This window comes from Streptomyces daqingensis (assembly GCF_014645895.1).
GTDB lineage: Bacteria > Actinomycetota > Actinomycetes > Streptomycetales > Streptomycetaceae > Streptomyces > Streptomyces daqingensis.
This window is the reverse complement of sequence record NZ_BMMP01000007.1, coordinates 12166-35083: the sequence shown is the minus strand read 5'-3', so window position 1 is coordinate 35083 and position 22918 is coordinate 12166. Positions and strand designations below refer to the sequence as shown.

At 72.0% G+C, this 22918-nt stretch carries 23 protein-coding genes and 1 pseudogene; 15 read left to right on the top strand and 9 right to left on the bottom strand.

Going from position 1 to position 22918, the window contains the following annotated elements; all coding sequences use genetic code 11:
- The first annotated feature begins 84 nt into the window (after positions 1-84).
- Positions 85-1104: a DUF3048 domain-containing protein gene (locus IEY56_RS11820; protein ID WP_189037118.1), complete on the top strand. Its 1020-nt coding sequence runs from the start codon at positions 85-87 to the stop codon at positions 1102-1104.
- A gap of 94 nt (positions 1105-1198) precedes the next feature.
- Here the strand turns inward: IEY56_RS11820 and IEY56_RS11815 are convergent, their stop codons facing one another.
- The 8 genes from IEY56_RS11815 to IEY56_RS11780 all read right to left on the bottom strand — a co-directional run bounded on the left by IEY56_RS11815 (position 1199) and on the right by IEY56_RS11780 (position 6703).
- Entirely contained in the window at positions 1199-1657 is a 459-nt protein-coding gene (locus IEY56_RS11815) for a nuclear transport factor 2 family protein (RefSeq protein ID WP_189037117.1), read from the bottom strand.
- Positions 1658-1785: 128 nt separating this feature from the next.
- Positions 1786-2187: a DNA-binding protein gene (locus tag IEY56_RS11810; RefSeq protein WP_189037116.1), complete on the bottom strand. Its 402-nt coding sequence runs from the start codon at positions 2185-2187 to the stop codon at positions 1786-1788.
- Positions 2184-2432, bottom strand: a complete 249-nt coding sequence (locus IEY56_RS11805) for a type II toxin-antitoxin system CcdA family antitoxin (protein WP_045863741.1) — start codon at positions 2430-2432, stop codon at positions 2184-2186. Before IEY56_RS11805 ends, IEY56_RS11810 begins: the two co-directional genes overlap by 4 nt.
- Before the next feature lie 152 nt (positions 2433-2584).
- On the bottom strand, positions 2585-2992 hold the full coding sequence (locus IEY56_RS11800) for a PIN domain-containing protein (RefSeq protein ID WP_229711815.1): 408 nt from the start codon (positions 2990-2992) through the stop codon (positions 2585-2587).
- Positions 2985-3263, bottom strand: coding sequence for a type II toxin-antitoxin system Phd/YefM family antitoxin (locus IEY56_RS11795; RefSeq protein ID WP_189037115.1), 279 nt, complete (start codon positions 3261-3263; stop codon positions 2985-2987). Before IEY56_RS11795 ends, IEY56_RS11800 begins: the two co-directional genes overlap by 8 nt.
- A gap of 59 nt (positions 3264-3322) precedes the next feature.
- Positions 3323-4156, bottom strand: a complete 834-nt coding sequence (locus IEY56_RS11790) for a putative hydro-lyase (RefSeq protein WP_189037114.1) — start codon at positions 4154-4156, stop codon at positions 3323-3325.
- A 177-nt stretch (positions 4157-4333) separates the two neighbouring features.
- Entirely contained in the window at positions 4334-5689 is a 1356-nt protein-coding gene (locus tag IEY56_RS11785; RefSeq protein ID WP_189037113.1) for an MFS transporter, read from the bottom strand.
- Between the two features lie 324 nt (positions 5690-6013).
- Positions 6014-6703 (bottom strand): DUF2848 domain-containing protein, encoded by a 690-nt coding sequence (locus IEY56_RS11780; RefSeq protein WP_189037112.1) that lies wholly within the window; start codon positions 6701-6703, stop codon positions 6014-6016.
- 248 nt (positions 6704-6951) lie between these two features.
- Here IEY56_RS11780 and IEY56_RS11775 point away from each other — a divergent pair, with 248 nt between their 5' ends.
- A complete protein-coding gene (locus IEY56_RS11775) occupies positions 6952-8277 on the top strand; it encodes an MFS transporter (protein ID WP_189037317.1) in 1326 nt (441 codons plus the stop codon).
- A 76-nt stretch (positions 8278-8353) separates the two neighbouring features.
- The gene (locus IEY56_RS11770) at positions 8354-9148 is read left to right on the top strand and encodes a carbon-nitrogen hydrolase family protein (protein ID WP_189037316.1); all 795 of its coding nucleotides are present in this window, start codon (positions 8354-8356) and stop codon (positions 9146-9148) included.
- An 82-nt stretch (positions 9149-9230) separates the two neighbouring features.
- On the opposite strand, the gene IEY56_RS11765 is transcribed toward IEY56_RS11770, so the two are convergent.
- Positions 9231-9857: a GntR family transcriptional regulator gene (locus IEY56_RS11765; RefSeq protein ID WP_189037111.1), complete on the bottom strand. Its 627-nt coding sequence runs from the start codon at positions 9855-9857 to the stop codon at positions 9231-9233.
- 521 nt (positions 9858-10378) lie between these two features.
- On the opposite strand from IEY56_RS11765, the gene IEY56_RS11760 reads away from it, so the two are divergent.
- The 12 genes and pseudogenes from IEY56_RS11760 (at position 10379) to IEY56_RS11705 (ending at position 22870) form a co-directional block, all read left to right on the top strand.
- Positions 10379-11539 (top strand): fibronectin type III domain-containing protein, encoded by a 1161-nt coding sequence (locus IEY56_RS11760; RefSeq protein WP_229711814.1) that lies wholly within the window; start codon positions 10379-10381, stop codon positions 11537-11539.
- Positions 11540-11780: 241 nt separating this feature from the next.
- The gene (locus IEY56_RS11755) at positions 11781-12263 is read left to right on the top strand and encodes a VOC family protein (RefSeq protein WP_189037109.1); all 483 of its coding nucleotides are present in this window, start codon (positions 11781-11783) and stop codon (positions 12261-12263) included.
- Positions 12264-12666: 403 nt separating this feature from the next.
- A complete protein-coding gene (locus IEY56_RS11750) occupies positions 12667-13623 on the top strand; it encodes a cation diffusion facilitator family transporter (protein ID WP_189037108.1) in 957 nt (318 codons plus the stop codon).
- Between the two features lie 256 nt (positions 13624-13879).
- Complete coding sequence (locus IEY56_RS11745; protein WP_189037107.1) at positions 13880-14647, top strand: SDR family NAD(P)-dependent oxidoreductase; 768 nt, start codon at positions 13880-13882, stop codon at positions 14645-14647.
- Positions 14648-14839: 192 nt separating this feature from the next.
- The gene (locus IEY56_RS11740; protein ID WP_189037106.1) at positions 14840-16195 is read left to right on the top strand and encodes an MFS transporter; all 1356 of its coding nucleotides are present in this window, start codon (positions 14840-14842) and stop codon (positions 16193-16195) included.
- Positions 16196-16453: 258 nt separating this feature from the next.
- A complete protein-coding gene (locus tag IEY56_RS11735) occupies positions 16454-16957 on the top strand; it encodes an NfeD C-terminal domain-containing protein (protein ID WP_189037315.1) in 504 nt (167 codons plus the stop codon).
- Between the two features lie 145 nt (positions 16958-17102).
- The gene (locus IEY56_RS11730; RefSeq protein WP_189037105.1) at positions 17103-18551 is read left to right on the top strand and encodes a flotillin family protein; all 1449 of its coding nucleotides are present in this window, start codon (positions 17103-17105) and stop codon (positions 18549-18551) included.
- Between the two features lie 241 nt (positions 18552-18792).
- Entirely contained in the window at positions 18793-19194 is a 402-nt protein-coding gene (locus IEY56_RS11725; protein WP_189037104.1) for a GntR family transcriptional regulator, read from the top strand.
- On the top strand, positions 19191-20102 hold the full coding sequence (locus tag IEY56_RS11720; RefSeq protein ID WP_189037103.1) for an ABC transporter ATP-binding protein: 912 nt from the start codon (positions 19191-19193) through the stop codon (positions 20100-20102). The genes IEY56_RS11725 and IEY56_RS11720 overlap by 4 nt, the downstream gene beginning before the upstream one ends.
- Complete coding sequence (locus IEY56_RS11715) at positions 20099-21217, top strand: ABC-2 membrane transporter-related protein (RefSeq protein WP_189037102.1); 1119 nt, start codon at positions 20099-20101, stop codon at positions 21215-21217. Before IEY56_RS11720 ends, IEY56_RS11715 begins: the two co-directional genes overlap by 4 nt.
- Before the next feature lie 76 nt (positions 21218-21293).
- Positions 21294-21824, top strand: a pseudogene (locus IEY56_RS11710) (ABC-2 membrane transporter-related protein); the annotation flags it as partial.
- Between the two features lie 53 nt (positions 21825-21877).
- The gene (locus IEY56_RS11705) at positions 21878-22870 is read left to right on the top strand and encodes a DUF3048 domain-containing protein (RefSeq protein ID WP_229711813.1); all 993 of its coding nucleotides are present in this window, start codon (positions 21878-21880) and stop codon (positions 22868-22870) included.
- The last annotated feature ends 48 nt before the right edge of the window (positions 22871-22918 follow it).

Sequence of the window (22918 nt, the reverse complement as noted above, 5' to 3'; positions counted from 1 at the left end):
AGTGTCACGGCAGCGGTATTGACGACGCGGCGCGGCGGCGATGAGGTGGCTGTCTCCGAACCCCCCACGACGGAAGGCAGTTGCATGCGAGGCTTCCCCACCCCCTCGCCGTCCGGCAGCGAAACCGGAGGCATACGCAGGCCCACGCGATGGCTGGCCGCGCTGGCAGTGGTGGCGCTCGCCGCCGGCACGGCGGGCGCCGGCGCGTCGTCCGCGAAGGAGGCGCCGGACCGCTCGGCGAAGGCGGGGGCGGCCTCTAAGGCGGACGAGGAGACCTCGCCCTTCACCGGGCTCCCCGCCGAACCCGCCCCCGTGATGGCGGTGAAGATCGACAACCACAAGGACGCCCGGCCCCACACCGAGCTGGAGAACGCCGACATCGTCTTCGTGGAGAAGGTCGAGGGCGGCCTGAGCCGGCTGCTCGGCGTGTTCTCCAGCAAGTTCCCCGAGGGAATCGGCCCGGTACGCAGCGCCCGCGCGTACAACGTCGAGCAGCTCCGGATGTTCGACCGCCCGGTACTCGCCTACTCGGGCGCGCGTGAGGGCGTCGTCGACCTGATCAAGAAGTCGAAGCTCTACGGCGTCTCCCACGACGACTACCCGGACGGCTACTTCCGCGGCGGCGACAACGAGGCCCCGCACAACCTCTACTCGCACACCGACAAGGTCCTCGCGCAGGCGCCGGACGCCAGCAAGAGCAAGGACATCGGCTTCCGCTTCGCCGACGAGGCGCCGGGCGGCGGCGAGGCGACCGACGAGCGCACCGTCGACTACGGCTCGGCGCAGACCACCTTCAACTGGTCGGCGGAGGAGGACCGCTGGCTGGCGTCCTTCGACGGCGAACCGGCGAAGACCACCGGAGGCGCACGCCTCGGCGGTGCGACGGTCGTGGTGCAGAAGGTGGAGATGCCGCCGGACGACGGCGGCACGCCGTACGAGAAGACCGTCGGCAGCGGCGACGCGACGGTCCTGCGCGACGGCAAGGCGTACGAGACGAAGTGGGAGCGGCCCACCGAGGAGTCGGGCACGACCTTCACCAAGTCCGACGGCGAGCGCATGGCCTTCGACCGCGGCCAGGTCTGGGTGGTCTACGAGGAGGCCTGAGCACCACTGCCGGCACCGGCGGCCGGCCGCGGGCACTCGCGCCCGCGGCCGGCCGCTCCGCGTGCGCGGTGTCGCGGCCCGGGCCGCACGCCCGTCACCGCAGCGGGATGCCCTGGCCGCGCTCCGCCTCGGGACGCGGCCCGTGGATGCGCCGGTCGCCCTCGTCGATGGGGACGTCGTTGATGCTGGCCTCGCGGCGCGCCATCAGCCCGTTCTCGTCGAACTCCCACAGCTCGTTGCCGTACGAACGCCACCACTGGCCGTCCGCGTCATGGCACTCGTACTGGAAGCGCACCGCGATGCGGTTCCCTTCGTAGGCCCACAGCTCCTTGCGCAGCGCGTAGTCCAACTCGCGCCGCCACTTGCGCGTCAGCAGCTCCCGGATCGCCGCGCGGCCGGTGACGAAGGAGTCGCGGTTCCGCCAGACCGAGTCCTCGGTGTACGCGAGGGAGACCTTCTCCGGGTCGCGGGTGTTCCACGCGTCCTCGGCGGCCTGCACCTTCTGACGTGCGGTCTCCAGGGTGAACGGGGGCAGCGGGGGGCGAGTGCTCATGCGGGTGCCTTCCGGACGGATCTCACCGGGCGGCGGCCGGCGCCGCTCCCGGACTCCCCCTCAGACGGCCACGACGTCCACCGCGCTGTCCAGCCCCTTGAAGTCGTCGGGATCGGGTTTCGGGTGCCTCAGAGGGGTACGAGCCGCACTCGGTGACCGCACAGCTTTTCCATGTCATCGATGTCGGAGGTCAGCATGGCGACAGGGCCCGGCTGACGCAGAGCCGCCTCAGCGACGGTGGCGTCGATCGCGTACTTGTGACCGTGCAGCCCGCAGGATTTGAGCAGCTCGGCGGAGGCTTTCGCCGCCTGCTCAGTGACAGGTTCGACCTTTACACGGGAGAGCACCCAGTTCAGGCGGGCGACCTGCGTGCGGGCATGCATCACTTCGACGACGGTGTTTACGCCGACGACGAAATCGGCTCCTGAGCCGTGGAGCAGCTGCAGCATCGCGATGACCTTCCGGTCCTGGGCGATCCAGGCGGAGAGTCCCTCAGAGTCCAGGACCACGGTCGCGATGTGCTGCTTCACGCGACATCGCTGCGGAGGTTGCGACCAGCAGACCCGAAGATCTTGTCGGACGCCTCCGCGAGTTCCTCGTCCGTGAAGGCGCCGTGCTCCTCCTGATACCGCTGGAGGTCCTCACCGACCAGTTCGTGCCTCAGACGGCGGGCCACCGCCTCGGACACGTAGCCGGAGACGTTGTCGGTCAGTTGCTTCAGTGCGGCCACCTGCTCTGCAGGCAGAGTGACCGTGACGCGGGTGGTGGCTGACATGCATCAAGCATACTCCAGTATGCGCCTCGGCGGACCGGGGTGAGGGTCGGATCGCATCCCTCGGTCCGCAGGTCCCGCACGTCCGTGAGGAACATCAGGCCGGTGCGGGCACCTGCCCCTGCCACTGCGGGTCCCGAGGGGCGCCTGGGGACTCAGACGGCCACGACGTCCACCGCGCTGTCCAGCCCCTTGAAGTCGTCGGGATTGCGCGTGAAGAGGGGCAGGCCCCTTACGGATGCGATCGCGGCGATCATCAGGTCCAGTCGGTGGGGCTTCGGATCCCGGGCGGAGGCCAGGGTGAGTCCGACGAGCGACCCGTAGCGGGCCGCCGCCGCACCGTCGAAAGGCAGGGGGTCGAAGTCGGAGAGGGCGGATCCCAGCTTCTCCATGCGTGCCGCTCTCGACACCGCGTCCCTGGCCATGGCGACGCCTTGGTGGAGTTCGGCCAGGGTGACGGCGGTCAGCTCGGGAACCGCGGGCAGATCCGCCGGGTCGAGCAGATCCAGGTCGATGTACGCACAGGTGTCCAGCACGCCGGACCGGGGGCGGGTCTCAGTCACGGTCCCGCTCCCACGGGTCGTCGTCACCGGCGCGATCGACGGAGCCGAACAGCTCGTCCGCTTCCCTGCGCAGCTCGTGGTGGTCGACACGGGGGAGCCTGCGATGCCGGGCCACCAGTTCTTCGGCACTCAGCCGCGGCTTGCGGTGTATCGGGCGCAGCTCGGCGACTTCCGTGCCGTTCCGGGTGATGTGGTAGATCTCGCCGGCCTCGACGGCGTCCATGACGGACGCGGAATTGTTCCGGAACTCCCGCTGCGTGATGATCTTCATTCGCCAAATGTAGCCCCGTGTGTCCCCTGTGGCTACGCGAATCGTCACCGGGCATCGCCTCACGCGACCAGGTACTGCTCGTCCCGCACGTCCGTGACGAACATCCGGCCCGGCGCGTGCGTGATCGCGAACGGCGGCCTGGACGCCATGACCGCGGCCTGCGGCGTCACGCCGCACGCCCAGAAGACGGGCACGTCCCCCGGCAGCAGGTCCACGGCGTCGCCGAAGTCGGGCGCGCCAAGGTCCGCGATGCCTATCCGTGCGGGGTCGCCGCTGTGCACGGGAGCGCCGTGCACGGCGGGCATGCGGCCCGTGACGCGGGCCGCCGTCCCGAGCAGCTCCTCCGGGACGGGCCGCATGGAGACGACCATCGGGCCGTGCATCTGACCGGCCGGACGGCACTGGCGGTCCGTCACGTACATCGAGACGTTCCGCTCCTGTTCGAGGTGGCGCAGCGGTACGCCGGCGTCGGCGAGGGCCCACTCGAAGGTGAAGCTGCACCCGATGAGGAAGGTGACGAGGTCGTCCCGCCAGCGGTCCGTCACCTCGCCCGGCTCCGCGGCGAGTTCGCCGTCCTCCCATACGCGGTACGCGGGCAGGTCGGTGCGCAGGTCCGCGTCCGGAGCGAGGACCGTGGAGGTCCCTCCGGGGTCGGTCACGTCGAGCACGGGGCAGGGCCGCGGGTTGCGCTGGCAGAAGAGCAGCACGTCGTAGGCCCAGTCGCGGGGCACGGAGATCAGGTTGACCTGCGTGTAACCCGGCGCCCAGCCGCTGGTGGGGGACGTCGATCCGGCGCGGAAGGCCGCCCGGGCCTCCCCTGGGCCCGGTGCGTCCCCCGGGCCCCCGGGGTGCGGCGCTGCGGCGGCCGGAGCGCCCTGTGTCGTACGGGACATGACGGTGCGGTCCTTCCGGTCGGTGCACGGCGGTACGGGGGTACGGCGGTACGGCGGAGGAAACTGCGGCGGGACGTACGCGGGAATGCGCTGCGGTCCGGCGGGTGCGGGCCGCCCGCTCGCTGCGATCCGTCCGGGCGTCCGTACGGGCGGACGCGGCGCCCGCCCGTACAGGCGTCACAGCAGCGCGCGTCCCCGTGTCTCCGGCAGCCCCAGCAGGGCGACGAGCGCGACGCCGTACCCGACGGCGCCGAAGATCAGCGCGCCGCTCACGCCCCAGCTGCCCGCGAGGAACCCCACGAGGGTGGGGAAGAAGGCGCCCACGGCACGGCCGGTGTTGTAGACGAAGCCCTGCCCCGTGCCGCGCACCGCGGTCGGATACAGCTCGCTGAGGAACGAGCCGAACCCGCTGAAGATGGCCGACATGCAGAAGCCGAGCGGGAAGCCGAGGAGGAGCACCACCGTGTTCGAGCCGATGGGCACGTTGGTGTAGGCGACGACGCAGACCGCGGAGAGCACCGCGAACAGCGCGACGTTGTTCTTCCGGCCGAGCTTGTCGGTGAGGTAGCCGCCCGTCAGGTAGCCGATGAAGGCGCCGGAGATCAGGAACGTCAGGAACCCTCCGGTGCCGACGACGGTCAGTCCGCGGTCCGTCTTCAGGTAGCTGGGCACCCAGGTGGCGAGCGTGTAGTACCCGCCCTGGACGCCGGTGGACAGGAGCACGCCGAAGAGCGTCGTACGCCGCAGGTCGCGCGTGAAGATCGCCCGGAACGAGCCCCGGTCGCGGCTGCTGCGGCGCTGCTCGGCGGCTTTCGGGGCGTCGGTGACGTTGCGCCGCACGTACAGGATCAGCAGCGCAGGCAGCGCGCCGGTCCAGAAGAGCACGCGCCAGGCGATCTCCTCGTCGAGGAACTGGAAGACGAGGGTGTAGACGACGACGGCCAGCGCCCATCCCACGGCCCACGAGCTCTGGATGACGCCGAGCGTGCGGCCCCGGTTCTTCGCGGTGGCGTACTCGGCGACGAGGATCGCGCCCACCGCCCACTCCCCGCCGAAGCCGAGGCCCTGGAGGGCGCGGAAGACCAGCAGGGTCTCGTAGTTGGGGGCGAAGCCGCACAGCAGGGTGAACGTCGCGTACGTGATCACCGTGAGGATCAGGGTCCGAACGCGGCCGATGCGGTCGGCCAGGATGCCCGCGAGGGCGCCGCCGAGAGCGGAGAGGACCAGCGTGACGGTCGTGAGGAGGCCGGTCTGGCCCGTGTCGAGGCTGAAGTAGGCGCCGATGGCGACCATGCCGAGCGGCAGGGTGAAGAAGTCGTAGGAGTCCAGGGCGTAGCCGCCGAACGCTCCGGCGAAGGCACGGCGCCCTGAGGCCCCCAGCTCGCGGAACCAGCCGAACCAGCCCGAGCCGTCCGGTTGCCGCCCGTCAGGCTGCCCGGAGCCGGGGGGCGGGCCCGTTCCGGGATCGGTTCCGGAATCCACGCCGTCGCCGGTGCCGGTCTTGGGGGCGCTGGATATCGGGTCGGTGTTCATGTGCACCTCGCTGAGGGAGAGGGTGCCGCCGAGAAGGGGGCCGGCTCGTGGGGGGTGCGGTGCTGATGCCCGGCTAAGGTAGAGGATCGTTGAACGATCCTTCAAGGGGTACGTTCGCAGGAACTGTGCGCGGTCGGCGGCGGGGCGTACGGACCGGCGCCCTCCCGGCGCGGAGGCACATGAACGACGACGGGCTGCGCCGGCGGGGAGCCGGCGCAGCCCGGAAGCGGCCGGACGACGTCCGGCGGGATACGCGGAATCAGCGAGTCAGCGGGTCGGGGACACAAGAGGAGGGCGGGGCGCGTGGTGCGGACGGACCCCGTCTCAGCCGATGGGCTCGGGCATCCGTACGACGTCGTACCCGAGCGAGATCTCGTTGCCCGTGGAGGGGTCCGCGAGCTGCACGCGCCAGCGCCCGGCGAACTGGTCCACGCCGTGCCGCATCGGCACCGTCCCCGAGATCAGCACCGTTCCCGGCTCCAACTCGCCGCGCTCGCGCAGCACTTCGGCCCAGTGGTGGGGTGTGAGCAGCTCTGCCGCGGTGGAGTCCTGGATGAGCTCCTCGGTTCCGTCCTCGCCCGTGACCCAGGCCCGCAGGGTCAGGCTGTCCACGCGGTCGGCGACGTCGTCGAGCCGCCAGGCCTGCCCGGCGAGCACGTCGGGCCCGGCGTTCTTGCTCCAGGCGACGCCGTACGCCTCCAGCTCGCGGTCCGTGTGGTCGCAGGCCGCCGTCAGCAGCAGGTCGCCGGTGTCGTCGACGACGAGCGCCCACTCGGCCTCGCCGGAGGTCCTGCCGTGCTGCGCCGGGACGCTGCCCGTCTGCTGCGCGAGGTAGGGCGCGACCGGGTACAGGGCGGGGGTCGTTGAGGGTGCCGGCACACCCAGTTCCGCCAGCTCCGCCACGTGCGCGGCCACGTCGTCCTGGCTGCGGCCCGCGTAGCCGGCGTTGAGCAGACGCGTCACGGTGACGGTGCGCCGGGTGCCGTCGGGCAGCGTGAAGGCGAGGCTGGACATGGTGGTTCCTCCAGGTCGGGCTGTGTTCCGCGGAAGTGAATCCTGTCCGCGAGGGTTGCGCATACGAGCTGTATACAGCAAGTATGCTCCCGTACCCAAGAGGTCCCCGACCGTGAGGAAGCCCCGTGGACCACAACTCGCCGAAGCAGTCGGCGGCGGAGGAGCCGGCCCCGAGCCACGGGCCGGGAGAGCCCGGCGCCACCTCCGCCGGCCGCCCCGACGCACCCCGCCCCCAGGACCGCAGAACGCTGCTCAAGGCGTTCACCGCCAGCCTCACCGGCACGTCGCTGGAGTGGTACGACTTCGCCGTCTACTCCGCCGCGTCGGCGCTCGTGTTCGGCAAGCTCTTCTTCCCGTCCGGGGACCCGCTCACGGGCACGCTGCTCGCGTTCTCCACCTACGCAGTGGGATATGTCTCCCGGCCGCTGGGCGGTTTCGTCTTCGGGCGCCTGGGTGACGTCATCGGACGCAAACGCGTCCTCGTCGCGACGCTCGTCCTCGTCGGCGCGGCCACGTTCCTGATCGGCTGCCTTCCGACGCACGCCGTCGCGGGCCCCGTCGCTCCCGCCCTGCTGGTCCTGCTGCGCTTCGCGCAGGGCGTCGGCGTCGGCGGCGAGTGGGGTGGTGCCGTCCTGCTCACGAGTGAGTTCGGCAGTTCGCGGCAGCGCGGCTTCTGGGCCTCCGCGGCCCAGGTCGGTCCGCCCGCGGGCAACCTCATGGCGAACGGCGCCCTGGCGGCGCTCGGCGCGATGCTCACCGAGGAGCAGTTCCTCTCCTTCGGCTGGCGGATCGCGTTCCTGCTCTCCGGCGTCCTCGTCGCCTTCGGGCTGTGGGTGCGGACGCACCTGGAGGAGACCCCCGTCTTCAAGGCCGTCGAGGAGACCGGGGAGCGCCCCGAGGCGCCCATCCGCGAGGTGTTCGCCACCCAGCGCCGTCCGCTGGTCGCGGCGATCCTCTGCCGCGTCGCCCCCGACGTGCTCTACGCGATGTTCACCGTCTTCGTACTCACGTACGTGACGGAGCAGCTCGGCATGCCGCAGGGCGAGGCGCTCACCGCCGTACTCATCGGCTCGGGACTGCAGATCTTCCTGATCCCGCTCGCCGGAGCCCTCTCCGACCGCTGGAACCGCCGCCGGCTGTACATGACCGCGGCCGTCGCCGCGGGCGTGTGGCCGTTCGTGTTCTTCCCGCTGGCCGAGACCCGCTCCTGGGGGCTCATCGTGCTGGGCGTCATCGGCGCCCTCGTGATCCACTCGATGCTCTACGGGCCCCAGGCGGCCTTCGTCGCCGAGCAGTTCAGTCCGAGGCTGCGCTACACCGGCTCCTCGCTCGCCTACACGCTGGCCGGTCTCATCGGCGGCGCCGTGGCCCCGCTCATCTTCACGGCGCTGCTCGGGAGCTTCGGCACCTGGCTGCCGCTGGCGGGGTACATCGTGGTCACGGCCGTCCTGACCGTGGGCGGCGTCCTGCTCGGCCGGGACGCGGACCACGCGGAGGACGAGGAGTACACCCGCCACCTCGGCGACGCGCCTCGTCCCCGGGAGGCGGCGGAACACGGCGTGAAGACGCTGTAGCGGCACCCGAGACGACGAACCCGGCGCGCCGTCCCGTCGCGGACGGCTACGGCGGAAAGGAGACGCAGTGACGACGCTGCGCACAGCACTGTGCCAGTTCACCGCAGGCACCGACCCGGAGGAGAACCTGCGCGCCGTCGACGGCCTGGCGGAGCGGGCGGCCGCGCAGGGTGCGCAGCTGGCCGTCTTCCCCGAGGCGTCCATGGCTCGTTTCGGCATCCCCCTCGCCCCGGTGGCCCAGCCGCTGGACGGGCCGTGGGCGGAGGGCGTGCGGGAGTCGGCACGGCGGCACGGACTGACCGTCGTGGCCGGGATGTTCAGGCCCGCCGACGGCGGGCGGGTCGCCAACACCCTGATCGCGACGGGTCCAGACGTGGACGCCGCGTACGACAAGATCCACCTGTACGACGCCTTCGGCTTCTCCGAGTCCAGGACGGTGGCGCCCGGGCAGGAGGTGGTCACCGTCGATGTCGCGGGTGTCCGCGTCGGCCTGGCGACCTGTTACGACGTGCGCTTCCCGGAGCTCTTCCGGGCGCACGCCGACCAGGGCGCCGTGCTCTCCGTGCTGCCCGCCTCCTGGGGAGCGGGGTCGGGAAAGCTGGACCACTGGGAACTGCTGTGCAGGGCACGCGCGCTGGACGCCACGGTCTGGGTGGCGGCGGTCGGCCAGGCACCGCCCGGGCCGGACGCGGACATCACGCGGCCCACGAAGGCGCCCCTCGGGATCGGCCACAGCGTGCTCGTCGGCCCCGACGGCCGGATCCGGGAACAGGCGGGCACGGAGCCGGAGTTGATCGTCGCCGACGTGGACACCGACGAGGTCGAGCGGGTGCGTGGAGCGGTCGCGGTGCTGGACAACCGGCGGCTGTGACGCGGCGGCCCGTGGAGGTGCGTCCGCCTCCGCGGGCCCCGGCCCGCCGGGCCGCTCCCGCGGACCGGCGCCGCCCGGGGCGTCAGCCCTCGGCGAGGATGCGGCGGGTCGCGGCGATGTGCTCGTCGATCGCGGCGCAGGCCAGATCGGCACGCCCGGCGGCCAACGCCTCGAGGATGCGCCGGTGTTCGACGCACACCTCCTCCTGCCGCCCTCCTGCCCTGTAGAGCGCGGTGACGCCGGCGCGGACCTGACGGCTGCGGAGCCCCTCGTACTGCTTGGCCATCAGGGCGTTGCCCGCGGCCGCGACGAGCGTGGCGTGGAAGCGGTGGTCCGCCTCGATGAACTCCTTCGCCTTGCTGTCGCCGCGCAGTTTGGCCTGTTCGTCGAGGATCCGGTCCATCTCGTCGACGGGCACGGCCTTGCGGGTGATGGCACGCTCGGCCGCGTAGCGCTCCAGCAGGGCGCGCATCTCCATCAGTTCGCCGATCTCTCGGCCGGAGAGCGGTGCGATGTACGCGCCCCGCTTGGGGACCAGGCTGACGAGCTCCTCCGCGGCGAGCAGCAGCAGCGCCTCGCGGATCGGCGTACGGGAGATGCCGATCCGGTCGGCGATCATCTGCTCGGAGAGGAACTCGCCCTGCATCGCGGGATCGGTGAGGACGGTGTCCTTGAGATACGTGTACGCCTTCTGGCGTCCCGACATCACAGGCAGCTCTCCCCACGGGCGTCTTCCACGTCCGCCTCCCACGTCAACGCGCTATTGCATACAGGCTGTATACACATTACACGCCATCACCACATCGCGAACACCCCGTTTCGCGGCCCTTCCGGCACGCGGCGCGGGCCGCCCGGACCGCACGGCTGCCGCGTACCGCAGGCCGGTTCCTGCCGTTGGGGTGGATGACGCGCGTGCGGTGGCGTGGTGCGCCCGCGCCGCCCGTGACCGCTCCCTATGGTCGCCGCTGACGGGCCGGGCCCGACCCGGTGCCAGTGCGCCGGACCGGGCCGCAAGGGACGGCCCGTCGCGTGAACGGCGCCCCCGGTGCTCCTCCACCCTTCGGGTTGCGATGCCGGGGGCGCTCGCCGTCTCAGCGGTCCGCACGGCGCGGGCCGCGGTCAGAACAGGTGGGTGTGTCAGTGAGTCGCTCCTCAGCAGTGCCCCGTTCCCCCCGGCGACGAGGAGGGCCCCGGCCCTCGCCGCTCCGGTCGCTGCGCCGTCTCACCGCGGTGACGGCGCTCCTCGCGCTGTGCTGCGCGTGGCTCGTGCCCGCCGCCGCGGCCGCCGGTCCGGGCGCCGCACCGGGGACAGGGCACCCGGCGCCCAAGCCGGGCAGCGCACCGCTGTACGTCTCCGACTACACGTCCAACGAGATCCTGAAGCGCCCCGCGGACGGCGGCCCGCAGGAGACCGTGCCCACGACCGGCCTGACCCGCCCGACGTACATGGTCCTCGACCCGGCGGGCGACCTGTACGTCTCCGACACCGTCAACAGCCGCGTCGTCAAGGTGCCCGCAGACGGCGGCCCGCAGGAGACGGTGACCACCGACCTCTTGCGTCCCCTCGGCCTCGCCCTCGACGAGGCGGGGAACCTGTACATCGCCGACAGCTTCAACGACCGCGTGGTGAAGGTCCCCGCGGACGGCGGGCCCCAGGTGACGGTCCCGACCAGCGGGCTCCTCCACCCGGCGGGGCTGGCGCTCGACAGCGACGGGCACCTCTACATCGCGGACTTCGTCAACGACCGTGTAGTGCGCGTGCCCGTCTCCGGAGGCCAGCAGACGACCCTCCCCACGAGCGGCCTCTCCCAGCCGACGGGGCTGGCGCTCCGCGAGCCCGCCGGCGGCCGCGGCGAAGCCCGCCTGTACATCGCCGACTCGGCGAACAACCGTGTCGTACGGCTGCCGGCGGACGGCGGCCCCCAGACCACCGTTCCCACCAGAGGGCTGAAGAGCCCGCAGGCACTGGCCCTGGACCCCGCGGGCAACCTCTACATCGCGGACTTCGGCAACGACCGCGTGGTGAAGGTCCCCGCGCGCGGCGGCCCGCAGCGGACCGTGCCCTTCACCGGGCTCACCACCCCTGCCGGCGTCGCGGTCCCGCCGGCCCCGGCTCCGCCCACCGGTGTGAAGGCCGCGGCGGGCAAGGGCAGGGCGAAGGTCTCGTTCACGCCCAGCACTTCCGACGCGGTCACGGGGTACACCGCGACGTCCAGGAACGTCACGCACCCTGGACACCGCAACTCCTCGGCGCGGAGCAAGAGTTCACCCATCACCGTCAGGAACCTGCGAGCCGGGGACGCGTACACGTTCACCGTCACGGCGACCAACGCGGCGGGCGCGACGAGCCTGCGCTCCGATCCGTCCCGCCCCGTCCGGCCGACGCGGTGACCTGACGCACCGGACGGCCGCGGGCGGCTCCCGGGGCGGGCGTCCGCTTGCCGCGCGTTGCGTCCCGCGAGCCGGTCCCGCGAGCCCGGCCCGGTGGACCGATGCCCGTCGGGGCAGCGTTCCGCCGGGCCGCCCGCGTGTCCGGGGTGTCCCGCGCGGACCGCGGCATCCCCGTCGAAGCGATGAATCCCCCTCGCCGGGGCGGTCCTCACATGCGACACCCACACTCCGGGAGGTACCGATGCCCCAGCGAGGATTCACCACGTGCCTGTGGTTCGACGGGCAGGCCGAAGAGGCGGCGCACTACTACACCTCGATCTTCAAGGACGGCCGGATCGGGAGGGTCGCCCGCTACACGGAGGCAGGTCCGGGGCCCGCCGGTACGGTGCTGACGGTCGAGTTCGAGATCAACGGCCAGCGGTTCGTCGGCGTCAACGGCGGCCCGCAGTTCACATTCGACGCGGCGGTCTCCTTCCAGATCCACTGCGCGGACCAGGACGAGGTCGACCACTACTGGAACACGTTCGTCGAAGACGGCGGAGAGGAAGGCCACTGCGGCTGGATCACGGACAAGTACGGCCTGTCGTGGCAGGTCGTCCCGGACGGGCTGGTCGAGATGATCACGGACCCCGATGCGGAGAAGGCCAGGCGCGCCAGCGAAGCGTTGTACTCGATGACGAAACTCGACATCGCGGCGATCCGCGAGGCGCACGCCGGAGCGTAGAAGGGACGCGGGACGGCCGGCCGCACAGCCCCGACTTCTCCCCGGAGCACCGCTCCGCGGAGGCGGTTCCCCCGGCCCGTCCCGCGCTGGACCATCCCTGAACCATCCTGAACGGGTCTGACCACAAAGGCTGTTGGGCGCAGGGCTTGGACGAGGCTTTTGGAAGCAGCTCTCGGGCGCAGGTTTTTGAGCCCAGGTCCTTGCGCACCGGCCGCCGGGCCCCTTCTCCGGGGTCGGCCGCGATCCGTCCCCACCCTGTGGACACTCCGGTTTCCTCTACCGCCGCGGCCCGGCTGCGCCCTTCCTCCGTACGGGTGTTGACGCGCAAGCCGAGCGAAACGGACAGGTCTGACTTCACGGCCGGCGGGTAACCGGGGCGCATGGATACAAGGGTGGGGATCGCGTGAGCCAGGAAACCGCCGACCGCAAGACGCGCACGACCGTCTTCGTGGCGCTCGGCGCGAACGTGCTGATCGTCGTGGCGAAGGCCGTAGGCGGGCTCTTCGCCGGTTCGCCGGCGCTTCTCTCGGAGGCGGCGCACTCGGTAGCGGACAGCTTCAACGAGATCTTCCTGCTGGCCGCGCTGCGCCGCAGCCGCAAACCGGCCGACAGGAAGCACCCGTTCGGCTACGGCAAGGAGCGCTTCTTCTGGTCGCTGCTGGCGGCCGTCGGCATCTTCGTCATGGGCGGCTGCTTCTCGTTCTTCCAGGGCTACGAGGCGCTGCGCAGCGGGTCGCAGGAGTCCCACAGCGGCTACGTGGCCGGGCTCGCCGTGCTCGGCGTCGCCCTCGCCGCTGAGGGGACGTCCCTCGTCAGGGCGCTGCACCAGGCGCACAAGGACCCCGACACGGACGGGGTGCGCGATCCCGCGCTCCGGACCGTCGTCGCGGAGGACGGCACGGCGGTGATCGGTGTCCTGCTCGCCATGGCGGGGATGGCGCTGCACATGGTCACGGGGCAGGCCGTCTACGAGGCCGCCGCTTCCTTCGCGATCGGGGTGCTGCTGGTGCTGGTCGCGTTCTGGCTCGGCAAGACCAACCGGGACCAGCTCATCGGCGAGGCCGCCGACCCCGAACTGCGGCGCGGCGTACAGCGCGTGCTGGAGGCGCAGCCGGAGATCGACAACGTCGAGACGCTGCTGACCATGAAGCTCGGCATGGAATCGACGCTCGTCGCGGCGCGCGTCGACCTCGCGCCCGGCCTCGACAGCGAGGAGGTCGAGTTGATCTCCGAGCGCATCAAGAACTCCGTCATGGAGCAACTGCCGTCGGCGGACCAGGTGTTCCTCGACATCACCGAGGCGCCACCGGAGAGGGCGGAGGCGTCGGCCGGCGAGCCCGCGATGTCAGTCGACGAGTGAACCGCGCCGCGGCCGACGGGGCCTCCGGGGGCCGGGCGCGTCGGCGGGCGGCTGTCGAGCCCGCCCGGCCCGGCCGTCAGGCGCTGTGATCCGGTGCGGCACGGCGGTCCAGGGCCGCTGAACGGCATGGCCTTCAGGGGACAATCGTGCGGCGGCCGTCGTCCCGCCCCGCGCGCACGTGAGCAGGCCCGGCGGAGAGCCGCGCCGGCGGCGAGGCCCGGGCCGCGGGCCGGAGAAGGGCGAGAGGAGACCTCACATGTCGCGAGTCGTGATCGTCAGCGGTGGAGGCACGGGAATCGGACGCGCCGTGGCCCGCCGGTTCGCGGCAGACGGCGACCGGGTGCTGCTCGTCGGACGCCGTCCGGAGGTGCTGCGGCAGGCCGCCGAAGAGCTCTCGGCCGACGACGGCGTCGAAGGGGAGATCCAGACCGTGGCCGCCGACCTCGGCGTCGCCGAGGAGGCCGAACGGGTGGCCGCGGAGGTCGAGGGGCGCTACGGACGCGTCGACGTGCTGGTGAACAACGCCGGCGGCAACGTGGAGATCGGGACGCCCGACGACGTGCCGGACGGGCTCGAAGGCGTCGCCTGGCGCTGGACGGGCAACTTCCGGACGAACGTGCTCACCGCCGTGCTGCTCACCGAGGCGCTGCGGGACAGGCTCCAGGCCCCCGGGCGGCGGGTGGTGCTGCTCTCCTCGATCGCCGCGTACCGCGGCTCGGGCGGCGGCTCCTACGCGGCGGCCAAGGCGGCGCTGCACCCGTACGCCTACGAGCTGGCCGCACGGCTGGGCGGTCACGGAGCGATTGTGAACGTGGTGGCTCCGGGCTACATCGAGGACACCGGGTTCTTCCGCGACGGCATGCCGGAGGAGCGGCGCAGGATGCGCATCGCCGAGACGGACAACGGCCGGGCGGGCACTCCGGACGACGTCGCCGCGACGGTGCACTGGCTGTGCTCCCCGGACGCCGGACACGTGACGGGGCAGGTCGTGCAGGTCAACGGCGGTGCCCGGTACGGGACTTGACCGACCGCACATGACCAACGGCAGCGCTCCGCAGGGCGCTTGAGCAACGTCCTTTCCCCCTTCCGAACTTGACCAACTGTGGTCTTTTGCCAGGCACTTGACCGGTCGGCGTCTCCCGAGTGGCACCGTATGAGCCCGGGGCAGGTATACGGCGGCCGGCCGGTGCCGGACGAGACGGAACTGGGGGACGAGATGACCGCTGCGTCTGCGCACGCCACTCCACCGGGCTCACGGGAACCGTCCCGGCGCGGCTTTCCGCTGATCTACCTCGCCGTGTTCGGCGGCTACACGGGGCAGCAGATCCTCACGCCGGTCCTGCCGCCGCTGGCCCGCGAACTCTCCCTGAGCGAGTTCCAGTTCGGCGTGGTGATGAGCGCTTCCGCGGCGACGGTCGCCTTGCTCAGCCCGTGGTGGGGCCGGCGCAGCGACGTCCACGGGCGCAAACCGCTGCTGGTCGTCTCCCTCTTCGGGGCGGCGGCCGGTCTCCTCGCGTTCGCCCTGTCGGCCCACTTCGGCCTCCGCGGCCTGATCGGCCCGGTGCTGACCTTCGCCCTCCTGCTCTTCACCCGGGGCGTCCTCTTCGGCAGTGCGCTCGCCGCGCTGCCGGTGGCCGCCCAGTCCTACGTCGCGGACGTCACACCCGACGAGCAGACGCGCGTCAAGGGCCTGGCCCGGGTGGGGGCGGCGATCGGTCTGGCACTCGTCCTCGGCCCCGGACTGGGCGGTCTGCTCGCGGACTTCGGCCTCGTCTCCGCCCTCTACCTGGCGCCGGTGCTCATCCTGTTGCCCGCGTTCGCGGTGTGGGCCCTGCTCCCCGGCGACTCGAGGCCGGAGGCCGGCAAGGGCCGGGCGCCGAAGCTCAGTCCCCTCGACGGGCGGGTGTGGCCGTTCCTGCTGGCGGGCGTTGGTATCTATCTGTCCGTCAGCCTGCTGCAGATGAGCCTCGGTTTCCTCCTTCAGGACCGGCTGGGCCTGAGCACCACGGAGACGGCGGAGTTCTCCGGGTACGTGCTGCTGGCGGGCGGACTGCCCATGCTCCTCGTGCAGGGCCTCCTCATCCCGTTCCTCGAATGGCGTCCGCTGCGTCTGCTGCGGGTGGGCGTGCCGCTGACGTGCGGGGCGTTCGCGCTGATGGTCTCCGCCGACAGCCTGCCCGTCTTCTTCGCCGCCACGACGCTCTCCGGGGTGGGCCACAGCCTCGCAGTCCCGGGCTACAACTCCGCGCTGAGTCTCAGGGTTGGCGCGGACGAACAGGGAGGCGCGGCCGGGCTGATCAACGCGACGAACGGCTTCACCCTCGTCCTCGGGCCGCTCGCCGCGACGGCCCTCTACCAGGCGGGGGCCACGCTGCCGTTCGTGTGCGGGGCAGCCGTACTCGGCCTGCTCGCCGCGTTCCTCGTGCTGCACCCCGGTGTCCGTGACGCTCCGTCCCCCGCCGGCGTCGGCGAATCGTCCGGCGGCGGCTCGGACTCCGCAGGGGGCCCATCTCGCCGTCCTGCGAAGGAAGTCGGGCCGGGACCTGGCGCGGCGGAGGACGAGCGGGCGTGACCGGGCGGACGTGACCGCCCCGCGCCCGGGCCGGCGTCCCGACGGTCCGGTGTCCCGACGGGCCGGACGTCACCGGAAAGCCGCGGTTCGTGGTGCGCGGCGCCGCGCCGTCCACGGTGTCCGCTGTCCGGCGCCTCGGCCCCACGTCGGCATCAAGCAGCCCTCGAACATTGCCGGAACCAGGCAATGCGCACGTCTCCCGGTCCGTGGAAAGGTGGCCTTGGCCAGGCAGTTCGACACGCAAGGGGGATGTCGACGGTGTTCTGTTTTCTAGCTCTCGGCATCACGGGCGTCGTCGTCCTCGCTCTGTCGCTGATCTTCGACGGGGTCCTGGACGGGCTCTTCGACGGCGTGGGGGCCATGGAAGGTCTTCTGTCGCTTCCCGTGCTCGCCGGCTTCACCTCGATGCTCGGTTTCAGCGGAGCGCTGGTACTGGGCGCCACGGATCTCGGGGCCGGCGCCGCGAGCGCTGTGGGCGTGTGCGCGGGCGGGCTGGCCGGCTGGGGCACCTGGCGGTTCAGCCGGGCGCTGATGAGCGGCGGTTCGGCTGCGGTACCCCGGGGTGACGACATGGTCGGCGTCACGGGGAGCGTCGTCACACCGGTGCCCGCCGACGGGTACGGGGAAGTGCTGCTGTCCGTCGCGGGCCAGCCGGTGAAGCTCTCGGCGCGCAGTGCCACGCCGCTGGGGCGCGACACGGAGGTCTGGGTCGACGCGTCGCTGTCGCCGACGTCCGTCTCCGTACGGCCGGTCAAGCGCTGACGGGCCACACAAGCAACGGCCGGGCACCTGGGGGCGTTTCCGCCTCCCGGTGAGGGCCCGGCGGACCGGGCCTGCCCCGCGGCAGGTCCCGTCCGGCAAGAACTATCGACCGCCGCCCCGCGCGGGCGGCTGAGGGGGACACGTCATGAGTCCAGTCGTGCTCGCAGTGGTGGGAATCGCCGTACTTCTGGTGATTCTCGCGCTCGCCGTCGTCACGCGTTACAAGGTCGCGGGCCCGAGTGAGGCGTTCATCGTCACGGGTCGCCGCGGCAAGAAGGCCACCGACCCGGACACGGGCCGCGTCTTCACCGACAACAGCGGGCAGAAGGTCGTCGTCGGCGGCGGCGTCTTCGTGGTGCCGTTCGTGCAGCAGAAGTACACGCTGGAGCTCTCCAGCAGGCACATCCCGGTGGCCGTGCGCGGAGCGGTGACGCTGCGCGGTGTGAAGGTCAACCTCGACGGTGTCGCCATCGTCAAGGTGGGCGGCAACGAGGACTCGATCCGTGCGGCCGCCCAGCGCTTCCTGCAGCAGCAGGACGGGATCGTAGGGTTCACGCAGGAAGTGCTCTCCGGCGCGCTCCGCTCGATCGTCGGACGGATGTCGGTCGAGGACATCATCCGGGACCGCGCCGCGTTCGCGGGCCAGGTCGCCGAGGAGGCCGAGGCGAGCCTGTCGGGCCAGGGGCTCGTGCTGGACGCCTTCCAGATCCAGGACATCACCTCAGAGGGCTCCTACCTGGAGGACCTCGGACGTCCCGAGGCGGCCCGCGCCAAGCAGGAGGCCGACATCGCCGAGGCCGAGGCGCGGCGCAACGCGGAGCAGGCGCGGCTGCGGGCCGAGGAGGAGATCGCCGTCGCGCAGCGGACGTTCCAGCTGAAGCAGGCGGAGATCACCGCGGAGACCGACGAGGCGTCCGCCCGTGCCGCCGCCGCGGGTCCCCTGGCCGAGGCGGCACGCCGCCAGGAGGTCCTCAGCGAGCAGGAGAAGGTCGCTCAGCGCCAGGCGGCACTGACCGACCGCGAGCTGGACACGAAGGTCCGCAAGCCCGCCGACGCGGCGAGGTACCAGGCCGAGCAGGAGGCGGAGGCGCGCCGCATCGCGCAGGTCAAGGAGGCCGAGGCTGAGGCGGAGCGTGCCCGGGTGACGGGTGAGGGCATGAAGGCCCAGCGTGCCGCGCTCGCCGACGCCGTCCGCATCGAGGGTGAGTCGGAGGCCGCGGCGATCGGCGCCAAGGGGCGGGCCGAGGCGGAGGCCATGCAGAAGAAGGCCGACGCGTTCGCCCAGTACGGCGACGCCGCCGTGCTGCAGATGCTGGTCGAGGTGCTGCCGCAGGTGGTCGCCAAGGCGTCCGAACCCCTCGGCGCCGTCGACAAGATGACGGTCATCTCCACCGACGGGGCGAGCCAGCTCTCCCGCACGGTCGCCGACAACGTCGCTCAGGGCGTCGAGCTGCTCAACTCGACGACGGGCGTGGACCTCGCCGGACTGCTGAAGGGGCTGGCGGCCAAGCCGGGCGTGGCCGGCAACGGGTCCGCTCCGGCGCAGGGGGGCACCGGTGCCCCCGCCGACGGCAGGATCCCGGTCGGCGACTGACAGGCAGAGCGAACAGCGGGCGGCGGGCCCGGCGTCGATGCGCACGCATCGGCGCCGGGCCCTTCGCGTGCCCGCACGCCGGGCATCTCGACGTGCCGGCTCCCGGCTCCCTCACACGCCGCGGGCAAGCCTCCGCACGGTCCTGTCCGGCCTCCCGGCGCGGGCGGACACCACGGTGACCAGGGGACGTTGACATCCGCGCACCTATACACCACGCTTTCACTACTTGATTAGTGAAAGGATGCTGGGACGGGTGATCGAGTACCGCATCGACCGCCACAGCGGTGTCGCGACGTACCTGCAGATCGTCAAGCAGACCAAGCAGGCCATGCGTCTGGGGCTGCTGGAGCCCGACGACAAGCTCCCAACCGCACGTGAAGTCGTGGAGGCGACCGCCGTGAATCCGAACACCGTCCTGAAGGCCTACCGCGAGCTGGAACGCGAAGGGCTGGTCGAGGCCCGGCGCGGTCTCGGCACGTTCGTGCGCAAGTCGCTCAGCGGTGCGTCCACGGACTCCGCGCTCGGCAGGGAGCTGTCGCAATGGATGGAGCGGGTCCGTGCCGACGGGCTCGACCGCGAAGGAGCGGTGGCCCTCTTCCACGCCGCACTGGACAAGGAGTTTCCCGAGGTGGAGCAGCGATGACCGATCAGACAGCCGCAGTCGAGGCGGTGGACCTGAGGATGAGGTACGGCTTCAGAAGCGGGACCGTACTCGACGGCTGCTCCTTCCGGCTGCCCGCCGGGAGCATCAGCGCGCTCGTCGGCCCCAACGGCGCGGGCAAGTCGACCCTGCTGGCCATCGCCGCCGGTCTGAGGCGGCCCACGGGGGGAACCGTGCGGCTGCTGGGCGGGGTCCCGGGTGAGAACCGCGAGCGCGTCGCGTTCGTCGCGCAGAACAAGCCGCTCTACCCGCAGCTCACCGTCGCCGGCACCCTGCGGCTGGGAGCCGAACTGAACCCGGGGCGCTGGGACCAGGACGCCGCCGAGAACATCGCCTACGGAGGCGGGGCCGAGCCCAAGGCCGCGGTCCGCAAGCTCTCCGGCGGTCAGCGCACCCGCGTCGCCCTCGCCCTCGCGTTCGGGAAGCGTCCCGAACTGATGCTGCTGGACGAGCCGATGGCCGATCTCGACCCGCTCGCCCGGCACCAGCTGACGGGGGCGCTGATGGCGCAGGCGGCCGAGCACGGCACCTCCATCGTGATGTCCTCGCACGTCGTCGCCGAGCTCGAGAGCTGCTGCGACCACCTGCTGCTGCTCTCTTCGGGGCGGGTCCAACTCGGGGGCACCTGCGACGAGATCGTCGAGGCGCACAGCCGTCTCACCGGTACGGGCGAGGACTTCGGGTCGCACGAGGTCGTCGAGGAGCAGGGCTCCGGGCGGGGACGTACCGCGCTGGTACGTCCCGACGGCAAGCCGGACACCGGTGTCTGGGACGTCGAGCAGCCCAGCCTGGAGGAGATCTTCCTCGCCCATCTGCGCAACCCCGCCGCACCGGCGCTGGTCACCGGGAGCGTCGCGCCCGCGACTTCGGCCCGGGAGGCCGCGATATGACCGCCCCGACCGGACTCACCCGTGACGGGCGGCGTTCCGCGAGTCACGGCGCCGGAGATCCCGGTCCGGGGAGCGGCCCGCTCGGTCCGGCCCTCGCGGCGGCCCGGGTGCACCGCGCCGGCCTGCTGGGCTGGACGTCCTTCTTCGCCGTCGCCGCCTGCGCGCTCGTCTGGCTGTACTCCGTCGGGCAGCGGGCGAAGGAGCTGGACACCGCGTTCTGCATCATGTCCGGCCACGAACCCGGGGTGCCGGAGTGCCCGGACGGGGACGGTTTCAGCGCGCCCTACGCCTACAGCTGGATGCTCGAACTCGCCCAGACCTCGATCACGTTCCTGCCGTTCGCCGTCGCCGTGTACGTGGGCGGCGCGCTCGTCGCGCGGGACTTCGAGAGGGGTACGGCCGGCCTGGCCTGGACCCAGTCCGTCACCCCCGCGAGGTGGCTCGCGACGAAGCTGGCCGTACCGGGGCTCCTGACGGGGGCCGGGACCACGGTCCTGATCCTCCTCCAGCGATGGGTCTGGACGTCGGGAGCCCAGGGGCCCGTCCGTTTCTGGTGGGAGCAGCAGGCTTTCCACGCAGGCGGTCCTGTCGGGCTCGCGTTCACCGCCCTCGGCCTGGCCACGGGAGCGCTCGCCGCCGTGCTGACGCGCCGGACCCTGCCCGCGGCCGGTATTTCGGTGGCGGCCCTCGCGGCGGTCTACTCCGCTCTCGGCTCCTTCTGGCACTTGCTGTGGCCGAAGGTACGGCTTACCGGCACGGATGCCTCCGGCCTGTCGGACCGGGCGGGCGAGAAGTTCGACGTCGGCATGATCACGGACAGCGGTACGCGGGCCGGGTCGTTCTGCGACGGGAAAGCGGTTCAGGCATCGCTGGACAAGTGCCTTGCCAAGTACGACGGCCGAGACGTGTTCGCGGTGGCGCACCCCGAGTCCCACTTCTGGCCCCTGCAGTTCGCCGAGGCCGGCATCGTCCTCGCCCTCGCCGCGGTCGTCACCGTGGTCGCCTTCCGGCTGCTGCCCGCCTCCGGCCCGGCGAAGTCCGCCACGGGCGGCGGCACGCCCACCGTCAGCGGCACGGAGGCCGCCACCGTCCCCCACATGGAGACCTCCCGATGAGCCCCGCCGCACCTCGCGCCCCCGGCCGGACAGAGGCGGCCGGTGAGGCCGGCCGGGACGGCCTCGACCCGGCTCCTTCTACGCCACCGGGCCCGCCGGAGTCGCCTTCGCCCTGCTGGGCCTGGCCGCCGGCGTGTTCGCCGGCGCGCTGCTGAGGCGGACGCTGCCCGCGATCGGGGCCGCCGCCGGGGTGCTGTGGCTGGTGTACGTCCTCGGTGAGGCGTACAGGTTCGGGTTCGATCTGTGGCCCACGACCACGCTGACCGGCATGAAGGCGATGAACCTTTCCGAGAGCGACTACCAGTCCGGCATCGGCATGATCCTGAACAGCGGCGAGCGGGTGAACGAGACCGCCTGCTTCGGCTCGGAGCTGCGCGCCGAACTGGAACGGTGCCTGGACGCGAACGGTGCCAGGGAGTTCTTCGCCGAGATCCACTCGGGGTCCCACTTCTGGCCGACCCAGCTCGTCGAGACGGGCATCATGCTGGCCGCCGCGGGCGCCCTCGTGCGGCCGCCTTCTGGCTGGTGCGCCGCCGTACACCCTGACGGCGGGCAGGGTCCGTCCGGGCGGCTCTTCGGGCACATCTCGGCCACGACGCGTCGGTAGCCCCCCTCCGCGGGGAACGTTGTTCTGGATGCGAGAGAGGGAGGCGGGCGGCCATGGCGTGGACGGGATCCCGGCGGACCGTGCTGATGACGGCGGGGCTTTCGCTGCTGGCGGCGGCCTGCGACTCGGAGGACCGCGGAGGCGGAGGCGGCGGGGGAGGCGGAGGCGGCGGCGGTGAGGACGACGTCGAGCGCTCGCCCTTCACGGGCGGACGCGCGATCGGCGAGAAGGTCCTCGCCGTGAAGATCGACAACGTCGAGGCCGCGCGACCGCACACCGGCCTCGACCAGGCCGACATCGTCTACATCGAGGAGGTCGAGGCCGGCCTCTCCCGGATGCTGGCCGTCTTCGCCTCCCGCATCCCCTCCACGCTCGGGCCCGTGCGCAGCGCCCGGGAGTCCGACCTCGAGCTGCTGCGGCAGTTCGACAACCCCGTTCTCGCGTACTCGGGCGTCCAGTCCAAGCTGCAGGCCAAGGTGGACTCCGCTCCCCTCGTCGCCCTACCGCCGGGCCGGCTGCCCGAGGCGTACACGCGGGGTTCCGACAGGCCCGCGCCGCACAACCTGTACCTGCGGCCACGCCGTGCCCTGTCCGCCCCCGTCGCCAAGGACGCGGGCGCGCCCAAGGACATCGGCTTCCGCTTCGGTGCCGCCCCGGACGGCGGACGCAGGACACGGGCCCGGAGCGTCCGCTACCAGGCCGCCCGCTTCGACTTCGCGTGGTCCGCGGAGAGACGCCGCTGGCTGGTGAGCATGGACGGACGGCAGGCCCGTACGACCGGCGGAGGCACGCTGGGCGCGTCCACCGTCGTCGTCCAGTACGTCGACGTCCGCGACTCCGAACTGGGTGACAGTTCGGGCGCCGTCACGCCCTACACCGAGACCGTCGGCTCGGGCCGCGCGCTGGTGCTGCGGGACGGCAAGGAGTACGAGGCGCGCTGGAGCCGCCCCTCCGCGAGCGGCGGCACCACGTTCACCGACTCGAAGGGGAAGCGGGTGCGGTTCGCACGCGGTCAGGTGTGGGTGGCCCTGGCGCCCGAGGAGTGACGGCGGGCCCCAGGATGGAGGGCGGCGCCGGGTCTCCGGACGAGCGGG

Bases quoted from the DNA above. Each gene is read 5' to 3' on its own strand.
- IEY56_RS11820 (WP_189037118.1), top strand. From the start codon at position 85: ATGCGAGGCTTCCCCACCCCCTCGCCGTCCGGCAGCGAAACCGGAGGC.
- IEY56_RS11815 (WP_189037117.1), bottom strand. From the start codon at position 1,657: ATGAGCACTCGCCCCCCGCTGCCCCCGTTCACCCTGGAGACCGCACGT.
- IEY56_RS11805 (WP_045863741.1), bottom strand. From the start codon at position 2,432: ATGTCAGCCACCACCCGCGTCACGGTCACTCTGCCTGCAGAGCAGGTG.
- IEY56_RS11795 (WP_189037115.1), bottom strand. From the start codon at position 3,263: ATGAAGATCATCACGCAGCGGGAGTTCCGGAACAATTCCGCGTCCGTC.
- IEY56_RS11790 (WP_189037114.1), bottom strand. From the start codon at position 4,156: ATGTCCCGTACGACACAGGGCGCTCCGGCCGCCGCAGCGCCGCACCCC.
- IEY56_RS11785 (WP_189037113.1), bottom strand. From the start codon at position 5,689: ATGAACACCGACCCGATATCCAGCGCCCCCAAGACCGGCACCGGCGAC.
- IEY56_RS11780 (WP_189037112.1), bottom strand. From the start codon at position 6,703: ATGTCCAGCCTCGCCTTCACGCTGCCCGACGGCACCCGGCGCACCGTC.
- IEY56_RS11755 (WP_189037109.1), top strand. From the start codon at position 11,781: ATGCCCCAGCGAGGATTCACCACGTGCCTGTGGTTCGACGGGCAGGCC.
- IEY56_RS11745 (WP_189037107.1), top strand. From the start codon at position 13,880: ATGTCGCGAGTCGTGATCGTCAGCGGTGGAGGCACGGGAATCGGACGC.
- IEY56_RS11740 (WP_189037106.1), top strand. From the start codon at position 14,840: ATGACCGCTGCGTCTGCGCACGCCACTCCACCGGGCTCACGGGAACCG.
- IEY56_RS11730 (WP_189037105.1), top strand. From the start codon at position 17,103: ATGAGTCCAGTCGTGCTCGCAGTGGTGGGAATCGCCGTACTTCTGGTG.
- IEY56_RS11725 (WP_189037104.1), top strand. From the start codon at position 18,793: ATGCTGGGACGGGTGATCGAGTACCGCATCGACCGCCACAGCGGTGTC.
- IEY56_RS11720 (WP_189037103.1), top strand. From the start codon at position 19,191: ATGACCGATCAGACAGCCGCAGTCGAGGCGGTGGACCTGAGGATGAGG.
- IEY56_RS11715 (WP_189037102.1), top strand. From the start codon at position 20,099: ATGACCGCCCCGACCGGACTCACCCGTGACGGGCGGCGTTCCGCGAGT.
- IEY56_RS11705 (WP_229711813.1), top strand. From the start codon at position 21,878: ATGGCGTGGACGGGATCCCGGCGGACCGTGCTGATGACGGCGGGGCTT.